General features: G+C 60.4%; 25 protein-coding genes. 10 read left to right on the top strand and 15 right to left on the bottom strand.

What is annotated here, in order from left to right:
- The 4 genes from KGB06_RS14745 to KGB06_RS14760 all read left to right on the top strand — a co-directional run.
- Positions 1-179, top strand: a 179-nt coding sequence (locus KGB06_RS14745) for an OprD family outer membrane porin (protein ID WP_223517017.1), incomplete at its 5' end; no start/stop codon positions are given.
- Positions 180-488: 309 nt separating this feature from the next.
- Positions 489-1,313, top strand: a complete 825-nt coding sequence (locus KGB06_RS14750) for an NAD-dependent epimerase/dehydratase family protein (RefSeq protein ID WP_223516918.1) — start codon at positions 489-491, stop codon at positions 1,311-1,313.
- Between the two features lie 53 nt (positions 1,314-1,366).
- Positions 1,367-2,254 carry an SMP-30/gluconolactonase/LRE family protein gene (locus tag KGB06_RS14755; protein WP_223516919.1) on the top strand — a complete coding sequence of 296 codons (888 nt, stop codon included), beginning with the start codon at positions 1,367-1,369 and terminating at the stop codon, positions 2,252-2,254.
- A 212-nt stretch (positions 2,255-2,466) separates the two neighbouring features.
- Positions 2,467-3,339: an aldose 1-epimerase gene (locus KGB06_RS14760; RefSeq protein ID WP_223516921.1), complete on the top strand. Its 873-nt coding sequence runs from the start codon at positions 2,467-2,469 to the stop codon at positions 3,337-3,339.
- 5 nt (positions 3,340-3,344) lie between these two features.
- Here the strand turns inward: KGB06_RS14760 and KGB06_RS14765 are convergent, their stop codons facing one another.
- The 13 genes from KGB06_RS14765 to pedF all read right to left on the bottom strand — a co-directional run bounded on the left by KGB06_RS14765 (position 3,345) and on the right by pedF (position 16,689).
- On the bottom strand, positions 3,345-5,072 hold the full coding sequence (locus KGB06_RS14765; RefSeq protein WP_223516922.1) for a NahK/ErcS family hybrid sensor histidine kinase/response regulator: 1,728 nt from the start codon (positions 5,070-5,072) through the stop codon (positions 3,345-3,347).
- Positions 5,056-6,219 (bottom strand): alcohol dehydrogenase-like regulatory protein ErcA, encoded by a 1,164-nt coding sequence (gene ercA, locus KGB06_RS14770; protein ID WP_223516924.1) that lies wholly within the window; start codon positions 6,217-6,219, stop codon positions 5,056-5,058. Before ercA ends, KGB06_RS14765 begins: the two co-directional genes overlap by 17 nt.
- Before the next feature lie 237 nt (positions 6,220-6,456).
- Positions 6,457-7,599, bottom strand: a complete 1,143-nt coding sequence (gene pqqE, locus KGB06_RS14775) for a pyrroloquinoline quinone biosynthesis protein PqqE (RefSeq protein ID WP_223516925.1) — start codon at positions 7,597-7,599, stop codon at positions 6,457-6,459.
- The gene (pqqD, locus tag KGB06_RS14780) at positions 7,577-7,849 is read right to left on the bottom strand and encodes a pyrroloquinoline quinone biosynthesis peptide chaperone PqqD (RefSeq protein WP_223516927.1); all 273 of its coding nucleotides are present in this window, start codon (positions 7,847-7,849) and stop codon (positions 7,577-7,579) included. Before pqqD ends, pqqE begins: the two co-directional genes overlap by 23 nt.
- Positions 7,846-8,598, bottom strand: a complete 753-nt coding sequence (gene pqqC / locus KGB06_RS14785; protein WP_223516928.1) for a pyrroloquinoline-quinone synthase PqqC — start codon at positions 8,596-8,598, stop codon at positions 7,846-7,848. The genes pqqD and pqqC overlap by 4 nt, the downstream gene beginning before the upstream one ends.
- A gap of 117 nt (positions 8,599-8,715) precedes the next feature.
- Positions 8,716-9,630: a pyrroloquinoline quinone biosynthesis protein PqqB gene (gene pqqB / locus KGB06_RS14790; protein ID WP_223516930.1), complete on the bottom strand. Its 915-nt coding sequence runs from the start codon at positions 9,628-9,630 to the stop codon at positions 8,716-8,718.
- Between the two features lie 54 nt (positions 9,631-9,684).
- Entirely contained in the window at positions 9,685-9,756 is a 72-nt protein-coding gene (pqqA, locus tag KGB06_RS14795; RefSeq protein WP_003253598.1) for a pyrroloquinoline quinone precursor peptide PqqA, read from the bottom strand.
- Positions 9,757-9,979: 223 nt separating this feature from the next.
- A complete protein-coding gene (locus tag KGB06_RS14800) occupies positions 9,980-11,500 on the bottom strand; it encodes an aldehyde dehydrogenase family protein (protein WP_007949298.1) in 1,521 nt (506 codons plus the stop codon).
- 202 nt (positions 11,501-11,702) lie between these two features.
- The gene (locus tag KGB06_RS14805; protein ID WP_223516932.1) at positions 11,703-13,478 is read right to left on the bottom strand and encodes a PQQ-dependent methanol/ethanol family dehydrogenase; all 1,776 of its coding nucleotides are present in this window, start codon (positions 13,476-13,478) and stop codon (positions 11,703-11,705) included.
- 143 nt (positions 13,479-13,621) lie between these two features.
- Positions 13,622-14,560, bottom strand: coding sequence for a quinoprotein relay system zinc metallohydrolase 1 (locus KGB06_RS14810; RefSeq protein ID WP_223516933.1), 939 nt, complete (start codon positions 14,558-14,560; stop codon positions 13,622-13,624).
- Between the two features lie 16 nt (positions 14,561-14,576).
- Complete coding sequence (locus KGB06_RS14815) at positions 14,577-15,338, bottom strand: quinoprotein dehydrogenase-associated SoxYZ-like carrier (RefSeq protein WP_223516935.1); 762 nt, start codon at positions 15,336-15,338, stop codon at positions 14,577-14,579.
- A gap of 9 nt (positions 15,339-15,347) precedes the next feature.
- The gene (locus tag KGB06_RS14820; RefSeq protein ID WP_223516936.1) at positions 15,348-16,223 is read right to left on the bottom strand and encodes a substrate-binding periplasmic protein; all 876 of its coding nucleotides are present in this window, start codon (positions 16,221-16,223) and stop codon (positions 15,348-15,350) included.
- A gap of 4 nt (positions 16,224-16,227) precedes the next feature.
- A complete protein-coding gene (pedF, locus tag KGB06_RS14825) occupies positions 16,228-16,689 on the bottom strand; it encodes a cytochrome c-550 PedF (protein WP_223516938.1) in 462 nt (153 codons plus the stop codon).
- A 295-nt stretch (positions 16,690-16,984) separates the two neighbouring features.
- Between pedF and KGB06_RS14830 the strand changes: the two genes are divergently transcribed.
- The 6 genes from KGB06_RS14830 to KGB06_RS14855 all read left to right on the top strand — a co-directional run bounded on the left by KGB06_RS14830 (position 16,985) and on the right by KGB06_RS14855 (position 22,191).
- Positions 16,985-18,169, top strand: coding sequence for an ABC transporter substrate-binding protein (locus KGB06_RS14830; RefSeq protein ID WP_223516939.1), 1,185 nt, complete (start codon positions 16,985-16,987; stop codon positions 18,167-18,169).
- A 40-nt stretch (positions 18,170-18,209) separates the two neighbouring features.
- A complete protein-coding gene (locus KGB06_RS14835; RefSeq protein WP_223516941.1) occupies positions 18,210-19,169 on the top strand; it encodes a YVTN family beta-propeller repeat protein in 960 nt (319 codons plus the stop codon).
- Positions 19,166-19,897 (top strand): ATP-binding cassette domain-containing protein, encoded by a 732-nt coding sequence (locus KGB06_RS14840; RefSeq protein WP_223516943.1) that lies wholly within the window; start codon positions 19,166-19,168, stop codon positions 19,895-19,897. Before KGB06_RS14835 ends, KGB06_RS14840 begins: the two co-directional genes overlap by 4 nt.
- Entirely contained in the window at positions 19,894-20,685 is a 792-nt protein-coding gene (locus KGB06_RS14845) for an ABC transporter permease (RefSeq protein ID WP_223516945.1), read from the top strand. Before KGB06_RS14840 ends, KGB06_RS14845 begins: the two co-directional genes overlap by 4 nt.
- Before the next feature lie 226 nt (positions 20,686-20,911).
- On the top strand, positions 20,912-21,469 hold the full coding sequence (locus KGB06_RS14850) for a PQQ-dependent catabolism-associated CXXCW motif protein (RefSeq protein ID WP_223516947.1): 558 nt from the start codon (positions 20,912-20,914) through the stop codon (positions 21,467-21,469).
- Positions 21,470-21,525: 56 nt separating this feature from the next.
- Positions 21,526-22,191, top strand: a complete 666-nt coding sequence (locus KGB06_RS14855; protein ID WP_223516949.1) for a response regulator — start codon at positions 21,526-21,528, stop codon at positions 22,189-22,191.
- 141 nt (positions 22,192-22,332) lie between these two features.
- Here KGB06_RS14855 and nahK read toward each other — a convergent pair whose 3' ends face one another.
- Both nahK and nosP read right to left on the bottom strand, forming a co-directional pair.
- A complete protein-coding gene (nahK, locus tag KGB06_RS14860; protein ID WP_223516951.1) occupies positions 22,333-24,966 on the bottom strand; it encodes a hybrid sensor histidine kinase/response regulator NahK/ErcS' in 2,634 nt (877 codons plus the stop codon).
- Positions 24,896-26,059 (bottom strand): nitric oxide-sensing protein NosP, encoded by a 1,164-nt coding sequence (nosP, locus tag KGB06_RS14865; protein WP_223516953.1) that lies wholly within the window; start codon positions 26,057-26,059, stop codon positions 24,896-24,898. The genes nahK and nosP overlap by 71 nt, the downstream gene beginning before the upstream one ends.
- Between the last annotated feature and the right edge of the window lie 99 nt (positions 26,060-26,158).

Raw genomic sequence — 26,158 nt, forward strand, 5'->3', positions numbered from 1 at the left:
GCACCATCACCGACGGCACGGAATGGGGCCGCGAATCGGAACTGGCCTACACCATACAAAGCGGCCCGTTGAAGAGCTTCAACGTCAAATGGCGCAACGCGAGCATCCGCAAGAGCTTCAGCACCAACGAATTCGATGAAAACCGTATCATCATCAACTACCCGATTTCGTTGCTGTAACACCCACAGTTATCGGAATGAACACAACCTCTGTGGGAGCGAGCCGGCTCCGGGCGGCGCTCCGACGAAAGCGGTTTCCCAGCCAGTAATTTTGCTGTCTGATCCACCGCCATCGCGAGCAGGCTCGCTCCCACAATGGCGCTTTCCAGTCTGAAGGTTTTTTACCGCTGTCGATGTATGAAATGACCCTCCGTCCATTTCAACCAATGTCGCGTTGACAAGACCCGGATTGCCTTACGATACTCCAACAAAGTCGTACGACAACTTACAACAATTTAATAACAACAACTGCTTGTACAGGATTCCCCAATGACGACCACTGCAACCGCCCGCTCCCCTTTCAATCGCCTGCTGCTGACCGGTGCCGCCGGTGGCCTGGGTAAAGTCTTGCGCGAAAGTCTGCGCCCCTACGCCAACGTCATTCGCCTGTCGGACATCGCCACCATGGCCCCGGCTATCGATGACCGCGAAGAAGTCGTGCCGTGCGATCTGGCGGACAAGCAAGCCGTGCACCAATTGGTCGAAGGCGTGGACGCGATCCTGCACTTCGGCGGTGTGTCGGTAGAGCGCTCGTTCGAAGAGATTCTCGGCGCCAACATCTGCGGCGTGTTCCACATCTATGAAGCTGCGCGCCGCCACGGTGTGAAGCGGGTGATCTTCGCCAGTTCCAACCACGTCATCGGTTTCTACAAGCAAGACCAAATCATCGACGCCCACTCCCCTCACCAACCGGACAGCTATTACGGTTTGTCCAAGTCCTACGGCGAGGACATGGCCACGTTCTACTTCAATCGCTATGGCATCGAAACCGTCAGCGTGCGCATCGGCTCCTCGTTCCCGGAACCGCAAAACCGCCGGATGATGAGCACCTGGTTGAGCTTCGGCGACCTTACCCAACTGCTCGAACGTGCGCTGTACACCCCAAATGTCGGCCACACTGTGGTGTACGGCATGTCCGATAACAAAGACATCTGGTGGGACAACCGTTACGCCACTGCCTTGGGCTACGCGCCGCAGGACACCTCCGAAGTGTTCCGCGAAAAAGTCGAAACCCAACCGATGCCGGCCGCCGATGATCCGGCCCGCGTCTATCAGGGCGGTGCCTTTTGCGCGGCCGGCCCGTTCGGCGATTGAAGCCCTGCTTCCCGCTTGATCCCCACAACAAAAACCCAAGGGAATGAGTTGCCATGCAAGCCGAATTGATTGTTGATGCCCGTAACGCCGTCGGTGAATGCCCGGTGTGGGTTCCCGAGGAAAACGCCCTGTACTGGGTTGATATTCCTGCCGGGGGCCTGCAACGCTGGAGTGCCAACAGCGGTCATGTCCATTCGTGGAAAGCCCCGCAAATGCTCGCGTGCATCACCCGCCACCGTGACGGTGGCTGGGTGGCCGGGATGGAAAGCGGTTTCTTCCATCTGCACCCGCACAACGACGGCAGCCTCGACAGTCACTTGCTGGCGCACGTCGACCACGCCCGGACCGACATGCGCCTGAACGATGGCCGTTGTGACCGTCAGGGCCGTTTCTGGGCGAGCAGCATGGTGTTGAACATGGGCGCCAACGTCGCCGACGGCGCCCTTTACCGCTACAGCGCCGGTCAAAGCGGGCCACTTGAGGCGCAACTGGGCGGATTTATTGTCCCGAACGGTCTGGGCTTCAGCCCGGATGGCCGCACGATGTACCTGTCCGACTCTCATCCCTTGGTCCAGCAGATCTGGGCCTTTGACTACGATGTCGACAGCGGCACGCCGTCGAATCGGCGGTTGTTCGTCGACATGAATCAGTTCCCCGGCCGCCCCGACGGTGCGGCTGTCGATGCCGAAGGTTGCTACTGGATCTGCGGCAATGATGCCGGGCTGATTCACCGTTTTACCCCCGATGGCCGACTGGATCGCTCGCTCGCCGTCCCGGTGAAAAAACCCACCATGTGCGCCTTCGGTGGCAGTCGACTGGACACGCTGTTCGTGACCTCGATCCGCCCCGGTGACGACCATGACGAACAGTCCCTGGCCGGCGGAGTGTTCGCCCTCAATCCTGGCGTCACCGGATTGCCGGAACCCAAGTTCAACGCATGAGCCACCGCCGATCACCTGTAGCAGCTGGCGAAGCCTGCGTCAGGCTCGGGCCGCGATCGGACGCAGCAGTCGTCAATCCGGTGAATGCGGTCTTCCTGATACACCGTGCAATATGGTTTTACGACTGCTGCGTCCGATCGCGGCCCGAGCCTGACGCAGGCTTCGCCAGCTGCTACAAGGTTTGCGGTGTTCTCATATTGGAGCCAACTTGAATGACGCCAAAAATTCTCGAACTCAAAGACGAACTGACCCACCTCACCCTCGCCCCCGAGCTCGGCGGCAGTATCGTCAACTGGACCGTTCTCAGCACCGGTCAACCGCTGCTACGCCACAATGATTCCCATGCCCTGAACACCGGTCTGCCGGGCAAACTCGGTTGCTATCCCCTGGCCCCCTGGTCCAACCGCATCGCCGAAGGTGGCTTCGATTGCCCCGATGGCTGGCTGGCCCTGACGCCCAACAGCCTCACCGATCCGCTGCCCATCCACGGCAGCGCCTGGCAACAACCGTGGCAAGTGGTGTCGCAATCAACCAACGAAGTCGTCCTGCAACTCGACAGCACCACACCGTTCGCTTATCGCGCCCGGCAACGCTTCCATCTAAACAAGGGGCAATTGAGCATCGAACTGCAAGTCACTCACTTGGCCGACCGCGCCGCGTGGCATGGGCTCGGTTTGCACCCCTACTTTCCGCGCACCGCGAACACGCAGCTACAGGCCAGGGCCGAGCAAGTCTGGCTGTGCGATGGCTCGAAATTGCCAACAGAATTGATTGCGCTGCCTGCCGACTGGGACTTTCGTCAACCGGGCGCCTTACCCGCTTCTCTGGTCGATAACGGCTTCTGCCACTGGGACGGCCATTGCCTGATCCAGCAACCCGACCTCGGGTATGCACTGGAATGCCAGGCCACCGGCAGCGATTACTACCTGCTCTACTGCCCGGTCGGTCTGGAGTTTTTCTGCATCGAACCGGTCAGCCACCCGGTCAACGCGCATCACTTGCCCGGTCGGCCGGGGTTGCGGTTGCTGGAGCAAGGTCAGTCGGCTGAACTCGGGTTCAGCCTGCAGTATCGTACTCTTGGATAACGCCACTACCCGAGCATCTGACTCAGCACTGCGCGCAACTTGCCGGGCTTGACCGGTTTGTTCAGCAGCGGTGCGCCGAGTCTCTGCAATGAGCGTCGACATTGATCAGTGCGGTCCGCCGTGATGATCACCGCCGGGATGACCTGGCTGAAATGCTCACGCAAATGCCTGACCACATCACAGCCCACCACACCGTGATCGAGGTGATAGTCCGCCAGAATCAATTCCGGCGCTTGCCCGCGCAGGGCCGCCAGCGCGGAGGATTCATCCGTGGCCGTGACCACCTCGCACCCCCACTGCTCGAGCAGCGCGCTCATGCTCTCGAGAATGCTCACTTCGTTGTCCAGCACCAGCAAACGTCGGCCCGGCAAGGGATTACCGGTGCCCAACTGAGGCGCGGCCTGACTGATAGGCAGTGGAACCTCATGGGAAATCGGTACGTCAATGCTGAACATCGAGCCACGTCCCGGCAACGATTGCACCCGAACCTGATAACCCAGAATCTTCGCGATGCGTTCGACGATGGCCAGCCCCAGCCCCACGCCTTTGCGATCGGCGGCACGTCCGACGTCGAGTTGGTTGAACTCCAGGAAAATCGAATCCAGACGGTCCGCGGCGATCCCGCGCCCGGTGTCCCAGACTTCCAGGCGCAGCACCTCGCCGCGCCGTCTTGCCGCCAGCAGGATGCTGCCCTCGTCCGTGTAGCGGCAGGCGTTACTGAGGAAGTTACGCAGAATGCGCGTCATCAGGCGCAAGTCGGTGCTGATGGCGTAATCGCCCACATGCACGCGCAGGTTCAACCCGGCTGCTTCGGCGACTGACTGAAACTCCGACACCAGCGGCCCGAGCAATTCGTCGAGACGATAGAGGGCAACGTCTGGTTTGACCGCCGCCTGATCGAGCCGGGAAATATCCAGCAAATCAGTGAGCAAATCTTCCGCCCCTTCCAACGCCTGATGAGTGCGTTCGACCAGGACCTGTTCAACGTCAGGCAGTTTTCGTTCACGCAACGTCGAGATCAGCAAACGCGCAGCATTAAGTGGTTGCAACAGGTCGTGGCTGGCGGCGGCAAGGTACTTGTCCTTGCTGCGATTGGCGGCCTCGGCGGCGTCGCGGGCATCGCGCAAGGCTTCGGCGATCTGTTTACGCTGGGTGATTTGCTGTTGCAGGTTGCGGTTGGCTTCCAGCAATTCATCGGTGCGCGCGGTGACTCGCTGCTCCAGTTCATCGTTGAGTTGTTGCAGACGTTGCTGGGCCAGCTTGCGTTCGGTGATGTCAGCGACAAACCCTTCCACCAGGCCTTCCTGATCGGGTTTGAGCAACAGGTTCATCAACACATCGAGGCTGCTGCCGTCCTTACGCCGCAACTGGGTTTCATAACCGTGCAGGCTGCGTTGATGCTTGAGGATTTCGCCAATGTTTTCCAGCTCGGCGGCGCCGCCGACAAACAGGTTGCTCGCCAGATCGGCCAGCGAAAACAGCACTTCCTGCGGGTCCTGATAACCGAGCATGTGCGCCAACGCCGGGTTGGCGGCCCGCATGCCTTCTTGCAGGCTGGCCTGGAAAATCCCCTGGACCGCGTTTTCGAACAACCATTTGTATCGATTGCGCTCGGCTTCCAGTTCGTCGAGTCGCGCAGCCAGTTCCGGGTAGTGACTCTTGCGCGCCGAATGGCTGCCTAATCCCAGTAGTCCCGCCAGTGCCCGTTGCTGATCGTCAGAGGGCTTCGCCATAGACGACCTCGACATCACGCTGACTGGATTCGCGCGGATTGGTCAGGATGCACGGGTCGTGCATGGCGTGTTGCGACAGGAACGGAATGTCCGCCGTACTGACCCCATGCAAACCAAGGGTCTCATGGAAGCCGATGGCGTGTTTGAGGGCGATCAAATGCTCGACCAGCCGCCCGCAAATCTGCCGGTGGTTCAGGCCACGGCAATCGATGCCGAAAGTCTCGGCGATCACTTTGAAGCGATCCGGTGCCGAGCTGTAATTGAACGCCACCACGTGTTCCACCAGCACAGCGTTGCATAAGCCATGCGGCAGATCGAGAAACCCGCCCAAACTGTGGGACATGGCGTGCACCGCACCGAGTATCGCGTTGGAGAAAGCGAGACCGGCCTGCATGCTGCCGAGCATGATCTTCTCGCGCAGGGCGATGTCCGTCGGGTTGGCGATCATTTGTACCAAATTGCCGTTGATCAAGCGCATCGCCTCCAGTGCATGCGGATCGGTCAGGGGCCCGTGGCCCGTGGAGACGAAAGCCTCGATGGCATGCACCAACGCGTCGATGCCGGTACAGGCCGACAGGAACGGGTCCATGCTCAGGGTCGTTTCCGGGTCGATCAACGACACGTCCGGCACCACCGCTTTGCTGACGATGGAGAACTTCATACGCTCTTGCTGGTTGGAAATGATCACGAATTGCGAAACATCGGCCGAGGTACCGGCCGTGGTCGGAATCAGGATCAGGGGCGGGCTGGGCACGCGGATGGTGTCCACGCCTTCGAATTCGAGAATGCTGCGTCCGTGAGCAACGACAATACCGATGCCTTTGCCGCAATCCATCGGGCTGCCACCGCCGACGGCGACGATCACATCGCAATGGTTTTCCCGGTACAGCTCGGCGCCGCGCATGACTTCTTCGACCCGTGGGTTAGGCGAGACATCGCTGTACAGGAAGTAGTCGATACCCAAGGCTTGCAGGCTGGCCTCGACATCGGCGACCCAACCGGCCGCAATCACCCCGGGGTCACTGACCAGCAGGACTTTGCGGGCACCGAAGGTCTTGGCGCAATTGCCGACGTTGTGCCGGCAGCCGGCACCGAAGATGATTTCAGGTGAAACGAATTTACGCAGCTGGCTGAGACTCTGGCTCATTGGAAAGCCTGTTTTTATTGTTTTGGAAGATAGGAACCACACTAAACCATCCGACAGTGAATGCAATCAGACCAAAGAACACTGCTGCCGGGGTTGTACCCGGATTGTGTATTCACCGCCGACCTACTGTGGGAGCGAGCCTGCTCGCGATGACGGAGTGTCAGTCAACATAGATGCTGAATGTTGAACCACTATCGCGAGCAGGCTCGCTCCCACAGGGGATTTGTGTCGTTAGGCTCATCCGCGATAGATCAGCCGCGACGCTTTCTCGTTGCGCAACGTCAGGTGTTCCATGCCCTGCCCCGGCGCCTCGGCTTCTTCGCGGGCCTTGAGGATCACGTCGTGGTGCGGTGACTTGCTGCACACCGGGTCGGCATTGGCGGCATCGCCAGTGAGCATGAACGCCTGGCAGCGGCATCCACCCAGATCCTTATGCTTTTCATCGCACGAGCGGCACGGTTCCTTCATCCAGTCATTACCGCGAAAACGGTTGAAGCCAAACGAGTCCGTCCAGATGTGCTCGACACTGTGCTCGCGCACGTTGGGAAACTGCACCGGCAACTGTCGGGCGCTGTGGCAAGGCAGAGCGGTACCGTCCGGGGTGATGTCGAGAAACAGATTGGCCCAGCCGTTCATGCAGGTTTTAGGGCGTTCTTCGTAGTAGTCCGGGGTGACGAAGATCAGCTTGCACGGATGGCCCTGGGCCTCAAGCCGCGCGCGATATTCGTTAGTGATGCGCTCGGCGCGTTGCAGTTGTTCGCGGGTCGGCAGCAGGCCTACGCGATTGAGTTCGGCCCAGCCGTAGAATTGACACGTGGCCAACTCGACAAAATCCGCTTCCAGCTCCAGGCACAAGTCGATGATCTGCGCGATCTGGTCGATGTTGTGCCGATGGGTCACGAAGTTCAGCACCATGGGGTAACCCTGGGCTTTCACCGCACGGGCCATGGCCAGCTTCTGGGCAAAGGCCTTGCGGGAGCCGGCGAGCATGTTGTTGACCGCTTCGTCCGCGGCCTGAAAGCTGATCTGGATGTGGTCCAGCCCGGCCACCTTGAAGTCGCGGACTTTCTGCTCGGTCAGGCCGATGCCCGAGGTGATCAGGTTGGTGTAGTAACCCATATCTCGCGCGGCCTTGATCAGTTCGGCCAGGTCCTGTCGCACCAGTGGCTCGCCACCGGAAAAACCCAACTGCGCTGCGCCCATTTCGCGGGCCTCGCGAAACACCCGAATCCACTCCTCAGTGCTCAGCTCCTCGCCGTGCCGGGCAAAATCCAGTGGGTTGGAGCAATACGGGCATTGCAGCGGGCACCGGTAGGTCAGTTCCGCCAGCAGCCACAACGGTGGGCCTACAGGTGCATCATTCAATCCAGAATTGAGCATGGGCCACCTCCAGAAACGCCAGCACATCCTCGTCGACCCCCGGCACACCGGGAAAATTCGCGGCCAGTTGCTCAATGATCGCCGCGACGCTGCGCTGACCGTTCACCAGACCGAGGATCTGCCCGGCACTGCCGTTGAGTTTGATCATGCCTTCGGGGTACAGCAGCACGTGACAGTCTTGACGGGGCTCCCATTGCAAACGAAAACCCTGACGCAACGACGGTAATAGCTCGCGATTGATCAGGCTCACAGGGCAATCCCCCGGTGCCAGACATTGTCGGTGGTGACGGTGTGATACGGCGGGCGTTCCAGTTCGTAGGCCATGCTCATGGCGTCAAGCATGCTCCACAGCACGTCGAGTTTGAATTGCAGGATGTCCAGCATGCGTTGCTGCGCCTGGAGCGTGACGTAGTGGGCCAACGTGATGCGCAAGCCGTGCTCCACGTCTCGCCGGGCCTGACTCAAACGGCTGCGGAAATAGTCGTAGCCGGCCACGTCGATCCACGGGTAATGAGTTGGCCAGGCGTCGAGTCGGGACTGGTGGATCTGGGGGGCGAACAGCTCGGTCAGCGAACTGCTCGCCGCTTCCTGCCAGCAGGCCCGACGGGCGAAATTGACGTAGGCATCCACGGCGAACCGCACGCCGGGCAACACCAACTCCTGGGACAGAATCTGCTCGCGATCCAGCCCCACCGCTTCGCCCAGACGCAGCCAGGCTTCGATGCCGCCCTCACTGCCGGGCACGCCGTCGTGGTCGAGAATCCGTTGCAGCCATTCACGGCGCACGTCGCGGTCCGGGCAGTTGGCGAGGATGGCAGCATCCTTGAGCGGAATGTTCACTTGGTAATAGAAACGATTGGCGACCCAGCCTTGAATCTGCTCGCGGCTGGAGTGCCCGGCGTACATGGCTTGGTGGAACGGATGATGAATATGGTAGTAGGCGCCTTTGGCGCGCAGGGCCGCTTCGAATTCGGTGGGGGTCAGGGGTGTGTCAGTCATTTTTATTCTCCTTCGCGTTCTGCGGTGCCCGGACTGTCCTCATCGCGAGCAGGCTCGCTCCCACAAGGTTCGAGGTGATCCCTGTGGGAGCGAGCCTGCTCGCGATGGGGTCATCGGCTACAACTCAATACTCATGCCGTCAAACGCCACTTCGATCCCGCGCCGCTCCAGCAAGGCCCGCTCGGCCGAGTCTTCGTCGAGGATCGGGTTGGTGTTGTTGATGTGGATCAGCACCTTGCGCTGGCGGGTAAAACCTTCCAGCACCTCAAGCATGCCGCCGGGGCCGCTTTGCGACAGATGCCCCATTTCACTGCCCAGGCTCTGGCCGACTTCGCAGACGCGCATTTCGTCGTCACGCCACAAGGTGCCGTCCAGCAGCAGGCAATCGGCACGCTGCATCCAGCCCAGCACTTCGTCATCGACTTGCCCCAGCCCCGGCGCGTAAAACAGTGATGCGCCGCTGCGCCGGTCTTCAATGAACAAGCCAATGGTGTCGCCCGGTTGCGGATTGCCGCGATTAGGCGAGTACGGTGGTGCGTTGCTCACCAGGGGAATCGCACGCCATCGCAAGTGCTGGCAGGCAGGAATGCTGAACGGCTGCCGATCCAGCCCGATCGGTTGCCACTGCAAGCCGCCGTTCCAGTGGCGCAACATGTTGAACAGCGGGAAGCCGCTGCTCAGGTCCTGGTGAACCCGTTCGGTGCACCAGACTGCGTGCGGACAGCCTTCGCGCAGACTCAGCAGGCCGGTGCAGTGATCGATCTGACTGTCCAGCAACACGACGCCAGCGATGGCGCTGTCACGCAACCGGCGAGCCGGTTGCAACAGCGGAAAACTCGCGAGTTGCGCGCGAATATCCGGTGATGCATTGCACAGTACCCAATCCACTCCATTGTCGCTCAGGGCAATCGAGGACTGCGTGCGCGGTTGTGCTCGCAGGCTGGCATTGCGCATCCCGGCGCACTGGTAGCAGTTGCAATTCCACTGCGGGAAGCCGCCACCAGCGGCGGAACCGAGAACGCGAATGTGCATGAATGAGGCTCCAAAGGCAGGCCCGGCCAACACATCGGCTGGCCGGGTGAACCATCAACGGTTGGCGAAATACATCGTCACTTCGAAGCCAATGCGCAGATCGGTAAACGCGGGTTTAGTCCACATGGGTCAATCCTCTTCTTGTGCCGGGCGATTCCGGTAAAGCCATTAATGCACGGGGCGTCGAACGCCCGAATGCTACTTTCGAAGGAGCAGTGGGGGTGATTTGGTAGGGGGTATGCGCGGTGTCAGATACAGCCATTCGCTGGCAAGCCAGCTCCTACAGGTATTACGCAAACCTGTAGGAGCTGGCTTGCCAGCGAAGGCCGTTACCCGATTTCGAGTCGAATCAGAAGAACCCCAGCGGATTGATGTCGTAGCTGACCAGCAGGTTCTTGGTTTGCTGGTAGTGGTCGAGCATCATCTTGTGGTTTTCCCGACCGACGCCGGACTTCTTGTAGCCACCGAACGCCGCGTGTGCCGGGTACAGGTGATAGCAGTTGGTCCACACGCGCCCGGCCTTGATCGCCCGGCCCATGCGGTAGGCGCGGTTGATGTCGCGGGTCCAGAGGCCGGCACCGAGGCCGAACTCGCTGTCGTTGGCAATTGCCAGCGCTTCGGCTTCGTCCTTGAAGGTAGTGACACCCACCACCGGGCCGAAGATTTCTTCCTGGAACACGCGCATCTTGTTGTGGCCCTTGAGCAGCGTCGGCTGGATGTAATAGCCGCTGGACAAGTCACCTTCAAGACGCTCGGCGGCGCCACCGGTGAGCAGTTCAGCCCCCTCCTCCTGAGCGATTTTGAGGTACGAGAGGATCTTGTCGTATTGCTGTTCGGACGCCTGGGCGCCGACCATGGTCTCGGTGTCCAGCGGGTTGCCGCGCTTGATCTTGACGATCTTTTTCATCACCTCGGCCATGAACGGCTCGTAGATCGATTCTTGCACCAGCGCCCGCGATGGGCAGGTGCACACTTCGCCCTGATTGAAGAACGCCAGCACCAGACCTTCGGCCGCTTTCTCGATGAACTGAGGCTCGGCGTTCATGATGTCTTCGAAGAAGATGTTCGGCGACTTGCCGCCCAGTTCGACCGTGCTTGGGATGATGTTCTCGGCGGCACAATGCATGATGTGCGCGCCCACCGGGGTTGAACCGGTGAAGGCGATCTTGGCGATGCGCTTGCTGGTGGCCAGCGCTTCGCCGGCTTCACGACCGAAGCCTTGAACGATGTTCAACACGCCCGCTGGCAGAAGATCAGCGATCAGCTCGGCGAACACCATGATCGACAGCGGTGTCTGCTCGGCAGGTTTGAGCACGATGCAGTTGCCGGCGGCCAGGGCCGGGGCGAGTTTCCAGGCCGCCATCAGCAGCGGGAAATTCCACGGAATGATTTGTCCGACCACGCCCAAAGGCTCGTGAAAGTGATAGGCAGTGGTCAGCTCGTTGATCTCGGCAGCGCCGCCTTCCTGGGCGCGGATGCAGCCAGCAAAGTAACGGAAATGGTCAGCGGCCAACGGCACGTCGGCGTTGAGGGTTTCGCGCACGGCCTTACCGTTGTCCCAGGTTTCGGTGACCGCGAGGATTTCCAGGTTTTGCTCGATGCGGTCGGCGATTTTCAACAGCACCAGCGAGCGGTCCTGGGCCGAGGTCTTGCCCCAGGCATCCGCAGCGGCATGCGCCGCGTCGAGGGCCTTTTCGATGTCGGCGGCGCTGGAGCGTGGGAATTCGGCAATTACCTCACCGGTAACCGGCGAGGTGTTGGTGAAGTATTCGCCATTGACTGGCGCGACAAACTCGCCGCCGATGAAGTTGCCATAGCGCGGCTTGAAGGAAACAACGGCGCCTGGGGTTCCGGGTTGTGCGTAGATCATGGTGGGCCTCTGTCTGGGTCGATGCCTGTCGTGGCGACAGGCGATGAATCGATACGTTATTTGGTAGTAGGTTTCACACAAGTCCCCTTGTGGGAGCGAGCCTGCTCGCGATGAGGCCAGCACATTCACCAAAGGTGTTGGCTGTCAGAACGCTATCGCGAGCAGGCTCGCTCCCACAGGGGGTAATGCGGTGGACTTGGGGTCAGTGCTTGGCCACCAGGTCTTTCGGCAGCTTGAAGGTCCAGAGCATGCCGCCCTGGTTGAAGTCCTTCACGCGCTTGGCCACTTCCCCGCCCCACAACGGTACGGCGCCGCCCCAGCCGGAGAGGACCGACACGTATTGTTCGCCGTCCATTTCCCAGGTCACGGGTGAGCCGAGTACGCCGGAACCGGTCTGGAATTCCCAGACTTTCTCGCCGGTCTTGGCGTTGAACGCCTGGAGGAAGCCTTCCGGCGTGCCGGTGAACACCAGATTGCCCTTGGTGGTCAGCACCCCGCCCCACAGCGGCGCGTAGTTCTTGTGGCGCCAGACTTCCTTGCCGGTTTTCGGGTCAATGGCGCGCAACACGCCGATGTAGTCTTCATTCAACGGTTTGATGGTGAAACCGGCGCCGAGGAATGCCGCGCCTTTTTTGTAGGCGATGCCTTCGTTCCAGATGTCCATGCCCCACTCGTTGGACGGCACGTAAAACAGCCCGGTGTCGCGGTTGTAGGCCATCGGCATCCAGTTTTTCGCGCCAAGGAATGCAGGCGCTACGAATACCGAACTGCCCTTGGGCTCAGTGCCCGGGGCGCCGGGGCGACTGGCTTCGTTGTAGATCGGCCGGCCGTCTTTATCCAGGCCGCTGGCCCAGGTGATCTTGTCCACAAACGGGAAACCGCGAATGAACTTGCCGTTGGTACGGTCCAGCACATAGAAGAAACCGTTGCGGTCCGCCGTGGCCGCCGCTTTGATTTCCTTGCCGCCCTCGGTGTAGTTGAACGAGACCAACTCGTTGACGCCGTCATAGTCCCAACCGTCGTGGGGCGTGCTCTGGAAGTGCCATTTGATGGTGCCGTCGTCCGGGTTGAGCGCCAGGCGCGACGACGAGTAGAGGTTATCGCCAGGACGCAAATGCGAGTTCCACGGCGCCGGGTTGCCTGTGCCGAACAGCAGCAGATTGGTTTCCGGGTCGTAGTAACCGCCGAGCCAGGGCGCGGCGCCGCCGGTCTTCCACAGATCACCCGGCCAGGTCTTGCCTGCTTCACCACCGGAGATGCCGTTCTCGATGGCCTTGCCGTCCTTGTAGACGTAGCCCATGTGACCTTCGACGGTCGGGCGGACCCACAACAGCTCGCCATTTTTCGGGTCGTACGCCGAGATCTTGCCCACCACACCGAATTCGCCACCGGCCACGCCGGTAATCAGTTTGCCATTGATCACCAACGGCGCAGCGCTGATGGAATAGCCTTCCTTGTGGTCGGCCACCTGCTTGCTCCACACCACTTTGCCGGTGTCTTTGTTCAGGGCCACCAGCTTGGCGTCAAGGGTGCCAAAGATCACCAGGTCGCCATACAGCGCCACGCCACGGTTGATCACGTCGCAGCACGGACGGATGTCATCCGGCAGGCGCGCATCGTATTGCCAGAGTTTCTTGCCGGTGCGCGCATCCACCGCGAACACCCGTGAGTAGGAACCGGTCATATACATCACGCCGTCCTTGACCATCGGCTGTGCTTGCTGGCCTCGCTGTTTTTCGCCGCCGAAAGAGAATGCCCAGGCTGGCCGCAGCTCCTTCACGTTGTCGACGTTGAGAATATCCAGCGGGCTGTAGCGCTGCCCCTGGACGCCGAGGCCGTTGGTGACGACTTGCTCCGGGTTTTTCGGGTCCTGGAGAATGTCCTGGTCGGAGACGGCGGCCAATGCCTGGCCGGACAACAGCATGGCACTGAGCAGCAGGCTCAAGACGAAGGGCTGGCGACGTGCGGGTTGAGTCATGACGGCTACCTCTGCGGTTTTTTGTTATTCGCGGGAGAGTTTCCCGGTGTAGTGCAGATTCTTGGGCGCCGCCGCCCCGACAACAATTACCCGCAATATGGAGATTCCTAATCCCTTAGTAGCGGGTCGAATGAGTTCAAGCGTCACTTGGCCGCGCCGGAATCCACCCGGCTCATCTGCAAACGCTCGTAACGCGGGTACAAATGACTGACGCTGCGGATCAATTCATAACGGCTCAGATTGATCCCGGCGAAACGTTCAGGGATGGGACTACGGATCATCTCGGCCATGTCGCTGCCGCTGGCCGCGCCGTCTTGCAGCAGCTGGTCGAGCCAGGTCAGGTAATCGCGCATTTGCTCGAAGGGTTTTGGGTCGCTGGCCACCGGACCGTGGCCAGGCACGATCAGCGTCCAGGGCAAGCCCTGCAGGGTGGCGATATCCGCCAGCCACACCGCCAGTCCGGGACTGTTCGGAGTGGTCAGGGCCCGTTGATAAAACACCAGATCCCCGGCAAACAGCACGCCGGTTTGCTGGTCGAGAATATCCAGATCCGCTCCCGTATGCCCACCCAGGCCCAGCAAGCGTAAATCGTGATTCCCAAAACTGAGTACGCCTGGCGTCACGACCTGATTGGGCAACACCACTTCGGTGCCACGCATCCAGTCACCCACCATTCGATACATATTCTCGGCCATCGCATCACCTTGTTGATGCAACAGCTCGGTGGTACCCGCCAGTGCGCCGATGGGCACATCAGCAAACGCCTGATTGCCCAGCACATGGTCCGGGTGGTGGTGGGTCAGGAACACCTGAATCACCGGTTTATCCGTGATCGCGGCAATCGTCTTGCGCATGGCCTCGCCGTAACGCTTCGACGGCCCGGTGTCGATGACCACCACGCCGCGCTCGGTGACGATGAACGCGGTGTTGACGATATTGCCGCCGTTGACCTTGGCGAAATTATCCGTGCTGCCTTCCAGCAGCCAGGTGTCTTCGGCGATCTGCCGGGGCTTGAGCGAATACTCAAGGTCGGCCATGGCCGGCAGGCTGACGCTCAACATAATCAGCAGTATCCAGCGCATGACACGCTCCTTTGGGTCAGGGGATTGCCGCATCAAATTCATTGCCGCTGTTGTCCCGAATGAACAGACGCGTCTGCCCTGCCCCTTCAATGTCAAAGGCCAGGTTGGGGTTTTCGCTGACGGCGGGAAACAGCTCCAGTTGCGCCAACAGCTGATCGTTCAGATCCCTCAGTTCTGCATGGTTGATGAAGAACTCCGGGATGCCGCTGACCATGCCGTTGTCCATCGGGTGCGCCACCTGCACGCGCAATCGGCTGAACTCACTGCGTGGATAGCGACCGCCCAATACTTCGCCGATGTGCTCCTCCCAACCGGGCTGGGTGCGCACGACGCTCGGTGCGGTGCAGCCGCCACCTGCGGCATCAATCAAGGTCGAACCGACATGCCACACCCCGTCGCGGGTCAAGACTGCCGCGCGCAAGGGTGTGGCCTGTTCGATACGGATACGAATCGACAGCCACGGCAATACCCGGTCCAGCGGCTGGAAATCGACGATCCTCGGCAACGGATTGAGCTCAGCCCAGGCGAGGATTTTCACCACCTCGCCCTTGAACGCCCGCGCATCAATTTCCAATGGCACCTGCCGGGCATCTTCGGCAAACGGCGGCGCCAGCAGCTTGACCCGATCATCGAAGACAAAGGGTGTGTCGCCGAGCATTTGCTTGTGATAGAACGCCCACATCACCGATGGCACCGGGTCTTTGCCCGGATCGATGTCCGCAGCGTGCGCGGCCAAGGGTAACCAACAGGCCAACAGACACGTCATTCGCCAGCTCATCACCCGCTCCTATTGATACATCTCCGGCACGTCATACCGCAGGCCGTAATGGCCGTAGATTTCCTTCACCGAACCCTCACGGATCAGGCCTTCCAGTGCCTCTTCCACGGCATAGGCCAGTTGCCGATTGCTTTCGTGCACGGCCATGCCGATTTCCCAGAGCTGCTTGCCCATGTTCGGGTAGGCGTTTTGCGCCAGTGCCACTTGCGGGTCGTCCGCCTCATGCACCTGCCAGTCAATTTCGCCACGCATGGCCATGACTGCGTCGACCTCACCGGCCTTCATCGCGGCAAACGCCTGGGGCACGCCCGGATAGTGGTGGGTCTTGCCGGCGAGCATGCCGTTGAACACCGAAGTCAGGTAGAACGACGGCACGCTGTCGACCTCGACGCCAATCGGATGATGCTCGAACACGGCCACGCTGCCGACCTTGTCCAGCCGGCGCTGATCGTATGCCACCTGCCATTGTTCGGTCTGGTAGGGGCCGAACATCACCACATGACCGTTTTCCATTTCGCCGAATTCGTTGCGCTTCTGGGCGTAGTCACGGTCATAGGGCACTCGCATCATCAGGTCGGCCAGTTGCTGGTTATGCAACGCACTGGCGCGCCAGATGTAATCGCGCAGATCGTCATCGAGTTTTTCTCCGGCGGGCGCCCAGATCAGTGTCAGGCGTACACCCAGGGCCTTGGCCAAGGCCTCGGCGAGTTCGACATCCACGCCTCGGGGCTGGCCGGCCTGTTCGAAACTGTAGGGGGCGAAGTCCTTGTACACCGCCACTTTCAGCTCCCCGGCGGCGATCATTTCGTCATAGTTGCGAACCTGCGCCTGCACCGTCTGGCAGCACAGCCACACAGCACTGATCAACACCGCGAGCAGACGCATGGGATCACTCCTCGACGTGAACGCTGTCCAGGTAAGTGCGCACCGCCCACAACGCTTCCTGACTCAAGTAGTCGGCCATTTTTGGCATGTAGACCCGACCGTCACGCACCGCGCCATGACGCACGCGTTCGACGAACCACTCGTCTCCTGTCTCACCGACATCGAGCATGCGCAGGTCGGGGGCGATCCCACCGGACTTGGCTTCCAGGCCATGACAGGCCGCACAGTTCTGGTTGTAGGCCGACGAGCCGATTTCCAGAGCCTTATCGTGCTCCGGGGAGGTGCGGTAGGGGTTGGCAGCCGCCCATCCATCAGCGTCGACCGGCACACCGGCGTCCTTGATCGGGGTCAGGCCATTGGTTTCCACGGCTTGAGGTACCACGTTGCCGTGAGCCCACACGGAACCTGCACTGATAAAGCCGGCCAGCAGCCCGGTCATGAGCAAAGCGTTGCGTATTGTTGTCATTGTTATGCCCTCAGGATTGCACGCAAAACCTCTTGGCAGAGGCTATGGCACCCATCTTAGAAACGGCATCGCAATCACCCCATGCTGCTTTGGTGGTCGCCTTCTAGTCCCTTGGTAGTAAGGCGATAGAGGGACACCGCAAGTTCTCCTCCACGGCGATAACCGTTGAAGCCCAGGCTAAAACCGCGCCGGTTCACACGAGTTACTACCTTGGTACTGGCTCACCGGTACTTTCTGCATATTTCTTCTGCTCCACAGGCTTCCTATGCTGGCGCTACCTGTAATGGAGCGTCCTATGCGCCTGCTAGCCCCTTACGTCTTGCTGTACCTGCTGGCGATTGCCTGCGCCGCCGGTCTGGCCACCCAAAGCCAGGCTGCAGATGCGCCGCTAGAGGTGCGGATCGGCTACCTGGGTTATCGCCCCGATCCGGGACCGATACTGTCCAATGTCATACCCGAACCGACCGATGCCGGGATGCGTGGCGCCGAATTGGCGATCACCGACAGCAACAGCACCGGGCGTTTTCTCAACCACAGTTACACCCTGGTCAGCGCCAACGTCGACAGTCCTGAAGCGTTGCTCGACGCGGCCAAAACCCAACACGCAAAGGGGCTGCGTCTGTTTGTGGTGAACGCACCGGCCGACAGTTTGCGCCAGCTCAGCGCCGCCTTGCCCGACAGCCTGCTGTTCAACGCTGGCAGCCCCGATGATCGCTTGCGCACCACCGACTGCCTGCCGAACGTGCTGCACAGCCTGCCGAGTCGGGCGATGCTCGCCGATGCACTGGCGCAATTTCTGGTGGTCCGCAAATGGCAACGCGCGCTGCTGATCGTCGGCCCGACCGCAGACGATCAAGCCTACGCCGCCGCCCTGCGCCGATCGGCAAAGCGATTCGGGCTGCAACTGGTGGCGGAGAAAGCCTGGAGTTTTGATAACGATCAACGTCGCAGTGCCCAGGCGGACATGCCGCTGTTCACCCAGACCGCCGAATATGACGTGGTGCTGGTGGCCGATGAACGCGGCGACTTCGGTGAATACGTGCCCTACCAGACCTGGTACCCGCGCCCCGTCGCCGGCACGCAAGGGCTGACCCCGGTGGGTTGGCATAAAACCGTGGAAACCTACGGCGCCGCGCAGTTGCAAAAGCGTTTTGAAGCCCTGACCGGCCGCTGGATGAACGACCGCGACTTCGCTGCATGGATGGCCGTACGCAGCATCGCCAGCGCCGTGAGCAAACTGCGCCAGACCGAGCCGATGGCGATCCGTCAGCTGGAAATCAGTGATCAATTGCCACTGGACGGTTTCAAGGGCCGCAAGCTCAGTTATCGCCCGTGGAACGGCCAGTTGCGCCAACCCATTCCCATCGTCCAGCCCCGCGCACTGGTCAGCACCTCGCCGCAAGAGGGCTTTCTGCACCCCTTCAACGAAATGGACAGCCTGGGTTACGACAAACCCGAGGTCAGCTGCCGCTTTCCCTGATCCAACTTTCCACAAGAACTACAACAAAAAGGAATCCGCCATGCGCAGCACCCTGCTTTCATGTGCCCTGCTGCTCGCCGCCGGGCATGCCGCGGCCGGCACCGCGTGGGTCTCCAACGAAAAGGACAACAGCCTGAGCCTGATCGACATGCAGACCCTGCAAGTCACCGACACCCTACCTGTTGGCCAGCGTCCACGCGGCCTGCTGCTGTCCCATGACAACAAGCTGCTGTACATCTGCGCCAGCGATTCGGACCGGGTCCAGGTGATGGACGTGGCCACGCGCAAGATCATCAAGGAGCTGCCCTCGGGAAAAGACCCCGAGCAATTCGCCCTGCACCCCAATAACCGCTGGTTGTACGTCTCCAACGAAGACGACGCACTGGTCACGGTGATCGACACCGAAACCTCCAAAGTGCTCAGCCAGATCAACGTCGGCGTCGAGCCCGAAGGCATGGCCGTCAGCCCCGACGGCAAGTGGGCGGTGAACACCAGCGAAACCACCAACATGCTGCACTGGATCGACACCAGCACCCAGACCCTGGCCGACAGCACGCTGGTGGACCAGCGACCACGCTTTGTCGAATTCAATCAGGACGGTTCGCAGCTCTGGGCATCAGCGGAAATCGGCGGCACGGTGACGATTCTCGACGTCGCCAGCCGCAAGACCCTCAAGACCCTGAACTTCCAGATCAAAGGCGTGCACCCGGACAAGGTGCAGCCCGTGGGCATCAAGCTCAGCGCCGATGGCAAGTACGCTTTCGTCGCGCTCGGCCCGGCCAATCATGTGGCGGTGATCGATGCCAGGACGTTCGAGATTCTCGACTATCTGCTGGTCGGGCGGCGTGTCTGGCAGTTGGCGTTCACGCCGGATCAAAAGCAACTGCTCGCCACCAATGGCGTCAGCGGTGACGTGTCGGTAATTGATGTCGACAGCCTCAAGGTCAGCAAATCGGTGAAAGTCGGACGCTACCCTTGGGGCGTGGTGGTGACGCCATGAACGCCCTGGAAGCCAGCGAGCTGAGTTTTGCCTACGGTGCTCGGGAAGCATTGCGCCACGTGAATTTCAATCTGGCCCCAGGACGTTTCGCCGCGCTGCTGGGGCCCAATGGCGCCGGTAAATCGACCCTGATCGCCTTGCTGACCCGACTCTATGACCTGCAGCACGGAGACATCCGGGTCGGCGGCTATTCACTACGCGATGCCCCGCGCCCGGCGCTCAAGCAGTTGGGCGTGGTGTTCCAGCAAAGCACCCTGGACCTGGACCTCAGCGTCGAGCAGAACCTGCGGTATCACGCGGCGTTGCATGGTTTGTCCCGGCGCCAGACCGGTATTCGAGTGGACGCCGAACTGGCTCGCCAGACCCTGACCGAACGCCGTCGCGAACGGGTGCGCGAGCTCAATGGCGGCCATCGTCGCCGGGTGGAAATCGCCCGCGCCCTGCTGCATGAACCGCGCCTGTTACTACTCGACGAAGCCAGTGCCGGACTCGATCCCGCCAGTCGCCTGGCGCTCAATCAACACATGCGCAACCTGTGCCGCGAACACACCATCAGCGTGCTCTGGACCACCCATTTACTGGACGAAGTGCAGGCCAGCGACGATTTACTGATCCTCCATCAAGGCCGACTGGTGGCCAGCGGACAGGCCGATGCGCTGAGCCTGGAACATGGCGGCGACCTCGGTTCAGCCTTCACTCGCCTGACTACTTCAGGAGCTGCGCGATGAATGCGTACTGGCAATGTTTCAGCGGTATCGTGCTGCGCGAATGGCTGCGATTTGTGTTGCAGCGCACACGGTTTCTCAGTGCGCTGGTGCGGCCGCTGTTATGGCTGCTGGTCTTCGCGGCCGGTTTCCGGGCGGCCTTGGGGATCGCGATAATCGCACCCTACGACACGTACATTCCGTATGAGGTCTACATCATTCCCGGCCTTGCCTGCATGATCCTGCTGTTCAACGGCATGCAAGGTTCGCTGTCGATGGTTTACGACCGCGAAATGGGCAGCATGCGCGTGCTGCTGACCAGCCCCCTGCCCCGGACCTTTCTGTTGTGCAGCAAGTTGCTGGCCACGTCGCTGATTTCCCTGTTGCAGGTGTATGCCTTTTTGGCGATCGCCTGGGTCTATGGCGTGCAACCGCCGGCCATGGGGTTATTGATCGCCTTGCCGACGTTACTGGTGGTGGCGTTGATGCTCAGTGCCTTGGGTCTGTTGCTGTCCAACGCCATACGCCAGCTGGAGAACTTTGCCGGGGTCATGAATTTTGTGATCTTCCCGTTGTTTTTCCTGTCCTCGGCGCTGTATCCGTTGTGGAAAATGCGTGAGGCCAGTGAGTGGTTGTACTGGCTGTGCGCGGTGAACCCGTTCACCCATGCGGTGGAGCTGGTGCGGTTTGCCCTCTATGAACGCTTCAATCCGCTTGCACTGATGGTGTGCGTGGGGCTGACGATCATATTCGCGCTACTCGCCGTGCTCACTTTCAACCCACAGCACGCGGCGCTGCGCAAATCCAACTAACAATGCAAATCCAACTGTAGGAGCGAGCCTGCTCGCGATTGCGGTGTGTCAGTCGACGGTTAAGTTGAACAGTAAGCCGCTATCGCGAGCAGGCTCGCTCCCACAATTGATCTCCATAAACAGGGGGGAAAATTACTACTTTAGTACTGGTTTCCCTGTCTATCGTCGCATTCCCAAAGCCATCCGCCTGGCATGTAATAGGTCCATAACTATAAGGATCGAACCCATGCCGCGTGCCCAACGTTGCCTGTTGCGCCCTACTCTCGCTGCGCTGTCGCTGAGCCTGTTGCTGGGGAGCGCGCACGCCGAATCACCGCTGTTTTCCGCCGACGGCTATCGCATCGGCCTGTACCGCAGCCCGACGCCGAACAGCCTGCAAGGCGCGACCATTGTTGACACCCCTGCCCTGCAAACCCTGCTCAGTCAAACCCCGACACCGGTACTGATCGACGTCTACCGCCGCCAATGGCTGCAAGGGCAATTTATCGAAGACCAGCTCCATGAAAACCTGCCCGGCAGCCACTGGCTGGCCAATACCGGCGACGGCGACCTGACGCCCGACTGGCAAGGCTATTTTGCGCGTAACCTCAAGGCATTGACCGCCGGGGATCCGGTACGACCGCTGGTCTTTTATTGCCGCGCCGACTGCTGGTTGAGCTGGAACGCGGTAAAAAGGGCGTCCGCCATGGGCTATAAGACGTTGTATTGGTACCGCGATGGACTCGACGCCTGGCAAGCGGCCAACCTGCCCGTGACGCCCGCCCGGCCGGAACCTTTCCCCTGATCTTTACGCTGGCGTGTTGTTGCCACACCCTAATCAAAATAATGAGGTGAAAGGCCGTGTACAAAATTCTGATTGCCGACGATCACCCGCTGTTTCGCGAAGCCATTCATAACGTCATCAGCGATGGTTTCCCCGGTAGCGAAGTCATGGAAACCGCCGACCTCGACAGTGCCCTGGCACTCACCCAGGAACACGACGACCTGGACCTGATCCTGCTCGACCTGAACATGCCCGGCATGCACGGGCTCAACGGCCTGATCAATCTGCGCAACGAGGCCCCGACCATTCCGGTGGTGATTGTCTCTGCCGAGCAGGACAAACAAATCGTCCTGCAAGCCATTACCTACGGTGCGGTGGGTTTCATCACCAAGTCGTCACCGCGCACGCAAATGACCGAGGCCATCCAGCAAATTCTCAACGGCAACGTGTACTTGCCCCCGGACATCATCCGCGCCACCCGAACCAACACCCCCCGCCGGATGAACGACACCCCGAGCTTCCCCCCCGAATTGCTCCAGGCCCTGACCCGCAAGCAATTGCAGGTGCTTGAACGCATGACCAAAGGCGAGTCGAACAAACAGATCGCCTACACCCTGGAAATTGCCGAAACCACCGTCAAGGCCCACGTCTCGGCGATCCTGCGCAAACTCAACGTGCACAACCGGGTGCAGGCGATCTTGAGTGCGGGGGATATTGATTTCGGGTCGTATTTGCGGCGTTGAATCAGGGAAACCGCATCGCCCCTATCGCGAGCAGGCTCACTCCCACATTTAATCTCCAGTGAACACAGAATTTGTGAACATCCAAGAACCAATGTGGGAGTGAGCCTGCTCGCGATGACGGTGGTGCTGACTCAGCGGCTCTCAAGGCCTGCCGAGCAAATGACTCATCGCCGTCTTGAGTTTCATCGGCCGTACCGGTTTGTGCATCAGGGTGTGGCCCAGCTCGCGGATCTGCTGTTTGAGTTCGTTGCTGTAGTTGGCGGTGATCATCATGGCCGGGATGGGTGACGCACGACGCGCATTGATCCGGGCCACGGCGTCGACACCGTTCTGATCGTTGTCCAGATGGTAATCAGCGATCAACAGGTCCGCCTCGGCGTGGAAGTTCTCCACTTGTCGCGCCAGGTCCTCTTCCGACAGCGCCGTCACCACCCAACAGCCCCACCCTTCGAGCAAGGTGCGCATGCCGGCGCAAATGGTGGCGTCGTTGTCCAGCACCCACACCCGTGCCCCACGCAGGCGCTCAAGCATCGGCTCGCTCATCTGCAACGTCGGTAGCGGCTTCGGTGCCGTTGCGCTCAACGGTACTTCGACCGAGAACATCGAGCCCTTGCCCGGCCACGAGCGCACATGAATGCGATGCCCGAGGATCCCGGCAATTTTCTCGACTATGGCCAGGCCCAGCCCCAGGCCGCGATCCTGATCGGGACGCTGCACGTCACCGCGTTTGAACTCCTGGAAAATCTCTTCCAGGCGATTGTCGGCGATGCCCATGCCGGTGTCCCAGACCTGGATCAACAACCGCTGATGAATGCGTCTGCACCCGAGTACAACGCGGCCGCTGTAGGTGTAGCGAATCGCATTGCTCAACAGGTTGCGCAGGATCCGCGCCAGTAACTGGATGTCACTGCGCACCAGTGCCGAACATGCAATGAAATGCAGTTCAAGGCCCTCACTACGCGCCACTTCGGTGTATTCAGCCGCAAGGTTTTCCAGCAGCTCGCTGAGGGCGAACGGCGCAATATCGGCTTTGATGACTCCGGCATCGAGTTTGGAAATGTCCACCAGAGTCCCCAGCAGGTTCTCCACATCTTCCAGGGAGTTACTGACATTGCGCACCAGAGTCTCGTTGGAGATCGGTTCGCGTCGCTCCAGCAACGCACTGGTAAACAAGCGTGCGGCGTTGAGCGGTTGCAGCAAGTCGTGGCTGACGGCCGCCAGAAACTTGGTCTTGGACAAGTTGGCTTGCTCGGCTTCGAGCTTGGCCTCGCGCAAACGTGATTCCACCTGGCGACGCTCTTCGATTTCACGCAACAACTGGCCATTGAGGGTGGTCAGCTCCGCCGTGCGTTCGCGCACCCGCAACTCCAGATTCTGATACGCCTGATGCAGCGCCTCGGCAGTGCGACGGCGCTCGGTGATGTCGCGGATCAACACGAAAATCCCCACCACTTCCCCGGAGGCCAGGCGATTGGGCACGTAGGAGCGCAACATGTAGCGCTCCTGATTATTGACGTTGGTCTCGGCGAACTCGAACGTGACGCTCTCGCCGGCCAGCGCCCTCGCGACGTAAGACTCCAGGCGCTGGTAATGCTGTTCGCTGTGCACTTGTCGCAGGCTTTGGCCGAGCATTACGCCGCGTGGCCAGCAATACCACTCTTCGTAGACCTTGTTGGTGAACTCGTACACCAGATCGGCATTGAGGTAGGCGATCAGCGCCGGCACGTGGTCGGTGATCAGGCGAATCCAGCGCTCGCTTTCACTCAGCGTCTCGGCGTGCTGGTAACGCTCGGTGATGTCAGTGAAGGTGTTGACGAAACCGCCGGTAGGCAACGGATGCGTACGGATTTCCAGGACCCGGCCATCAAAGAGGCGTTGTTCGCATTCCTGTACCGGCCTGCCATTGCCATCGCGACTGGCCGGGGTCAGCAGATTCAATTCGGTATCGGCGATCACTTCAGCAAACGGTCGATGGGCGGCGACCGGCGCCAGCCCGCTCAATTCGAGGAAACGCCGGTTCCACAACTCCAGAATGCCCTCGGCGTTGACCATGGCCACGCCTTGGGACAGGTTATCGACCGCCCGCTGCAACAGGTGCGATTTCTGCGCCACCGCCTGTTCGCGGCGTACGGTTTCACTGAGTTTGACGTCGGTAATGTCGGTGAACAGGATGACCCGTCCGCCTTCTTGAGTCGGCCGTTCGCTGACTTGCAGCCAACGCCCGTTCTGCAAGCGGTAAAGCAGGCTTTCGTCGGCATGCCCGCGCGGTTCTTCGGTAAAGAGCCCATTGCTCATCATCAGGCGCTTAACCTCGGTCAGGCGCATGCCCGCGTTGATCCGCACCCGGCTATTGCGCCAGAACGCCTTGAAGCGACTGTTGAACAAGACGATTCGCTGCTCGGCGTCGAACAAGACAAAGGCATCGGAAATGCTCTCGATAGCATCGATCAGGTGTCGATGCGCCGTTTCGGCACGCAAGCGTGCCTCGCTGAGTAAATGGTTACCGGCCTTGAGTTCGGCCATGGCCTGGTTCAAGGCATCGGTGCGCTCGCGGACCTGCTCGGCCAGCACCACCGAATGCTGGAACGCCGCGTACGGATCATTGCCCCGGGTGATGCCGGACTCGATACGCTCGATCAGCGCAGCGTTGATGCGCTGCAGTTTATGGTTGTCGAGACGCAGGCTGACCAGTTCGGCCTGCAGCTCAGCGATGTCCTGGGGCACGGCCGCGGGCAATGGCAACGCCGGTGAAGGTCTGGTTGATGTGCATGCCATTGAACTGTTCTCCGTAGGTGTTGAAACCCATCACCCGTTGTTCGCGCAAAAACGTCCCGATATCGTCGAGACGGCCGTCGTCTTCCAGTTCCAGTCGCCTGAGAAAACAGTCACAACCGATGGTCAGCAACAGGTCACCCAAACGGTCCTCCAGCCCCTCGAACAAGCTTTTCAGGTTAGGCAACATGGGGCCAGGGGTCATGGCGGTGAGCACGATGCCATTCTCCACGGCGCAGTAAAAACTCAGGCTCAAGTCCGCATGCACCTGCTGAATCGCACGCACGTAATACTGCTCGTTGATCCTCACGGCCAACGGGTGCGCGGCGAAGATTCGGTGATCCAGCTCACTCACTGGCACGCCGATATGCCGGGCGTATTCGGCGGCGGCGGGTTCCGCGTTGAGTTCATAGACACGGCGCGAGGCGCTGTCGGCCCCGGTGACCACCAGTTTTTCGGCTCTGGGCAGCATGTGGTGGGTGGTGAACACTTCGAAATCCAGCCAGGTATTGACCAGCACGACCACCGCCGCGCCGCTGTGAAATGCGCCATCGAAGTACACATGGGTATGGGTCAGGTAGTTGTCGTCACCGGCCGAGCCGCCGAAATGGGGAATGTCGCCCAATGCGGCACTCAAGGCCGCGAGGACCATTTCTTCACGACTGGACAAGCCATCGAGCAGGGTCAGGGCAAAACTGTTGCCCTTTATCGGTGCCAGGGTGTTACTGCGACAGCCGCTGACCAGGCGCTCGACCATCTGTTGCGCATCGATCAGGCTGAAGTGTTCCATTTCGTCGATCAACTCGAGCGCAATGGAGAAGTGTCGGTGATCGAAACCCACAGCCGTCACGCAATTGCGTCCGTAGCCCAACGGGGTGATTTCCCCGGCACTGGTGCAACCCGCCAGACGAATACCTCCGAAACTGTGTTTCAAGGCCTCGCCCAGCGCCTGCAAGTCATACTCGGCAGAACAGAAAAACAGCACGAAGCCCAGATGCGGGTGCAACAATTGACGCGCCAGTTCCTGCGCCACTTGCCGGGCATCGGTGGCCTGGGACATTGCGCTGACAACACCTTCACCCTGGACCTGCTGCATCGTCGCCTCCCGCAGGTGCGTATGGTTGAGCAGGGAGTTTACGAAACCCGTGGAGCGCAACGAATGCTACTTGGGTAGCAGTCAGACGCTTCGATGGGA

The organism is Pseudomonas sp. GL-B-19, assembly GCF_019956415.1.
Lineage (GTDB): Bacteria > Pseudomonadota > Gammaproteobacteria > Pseudomonadales > Pseudomonadaceae > Aquipseudomonas.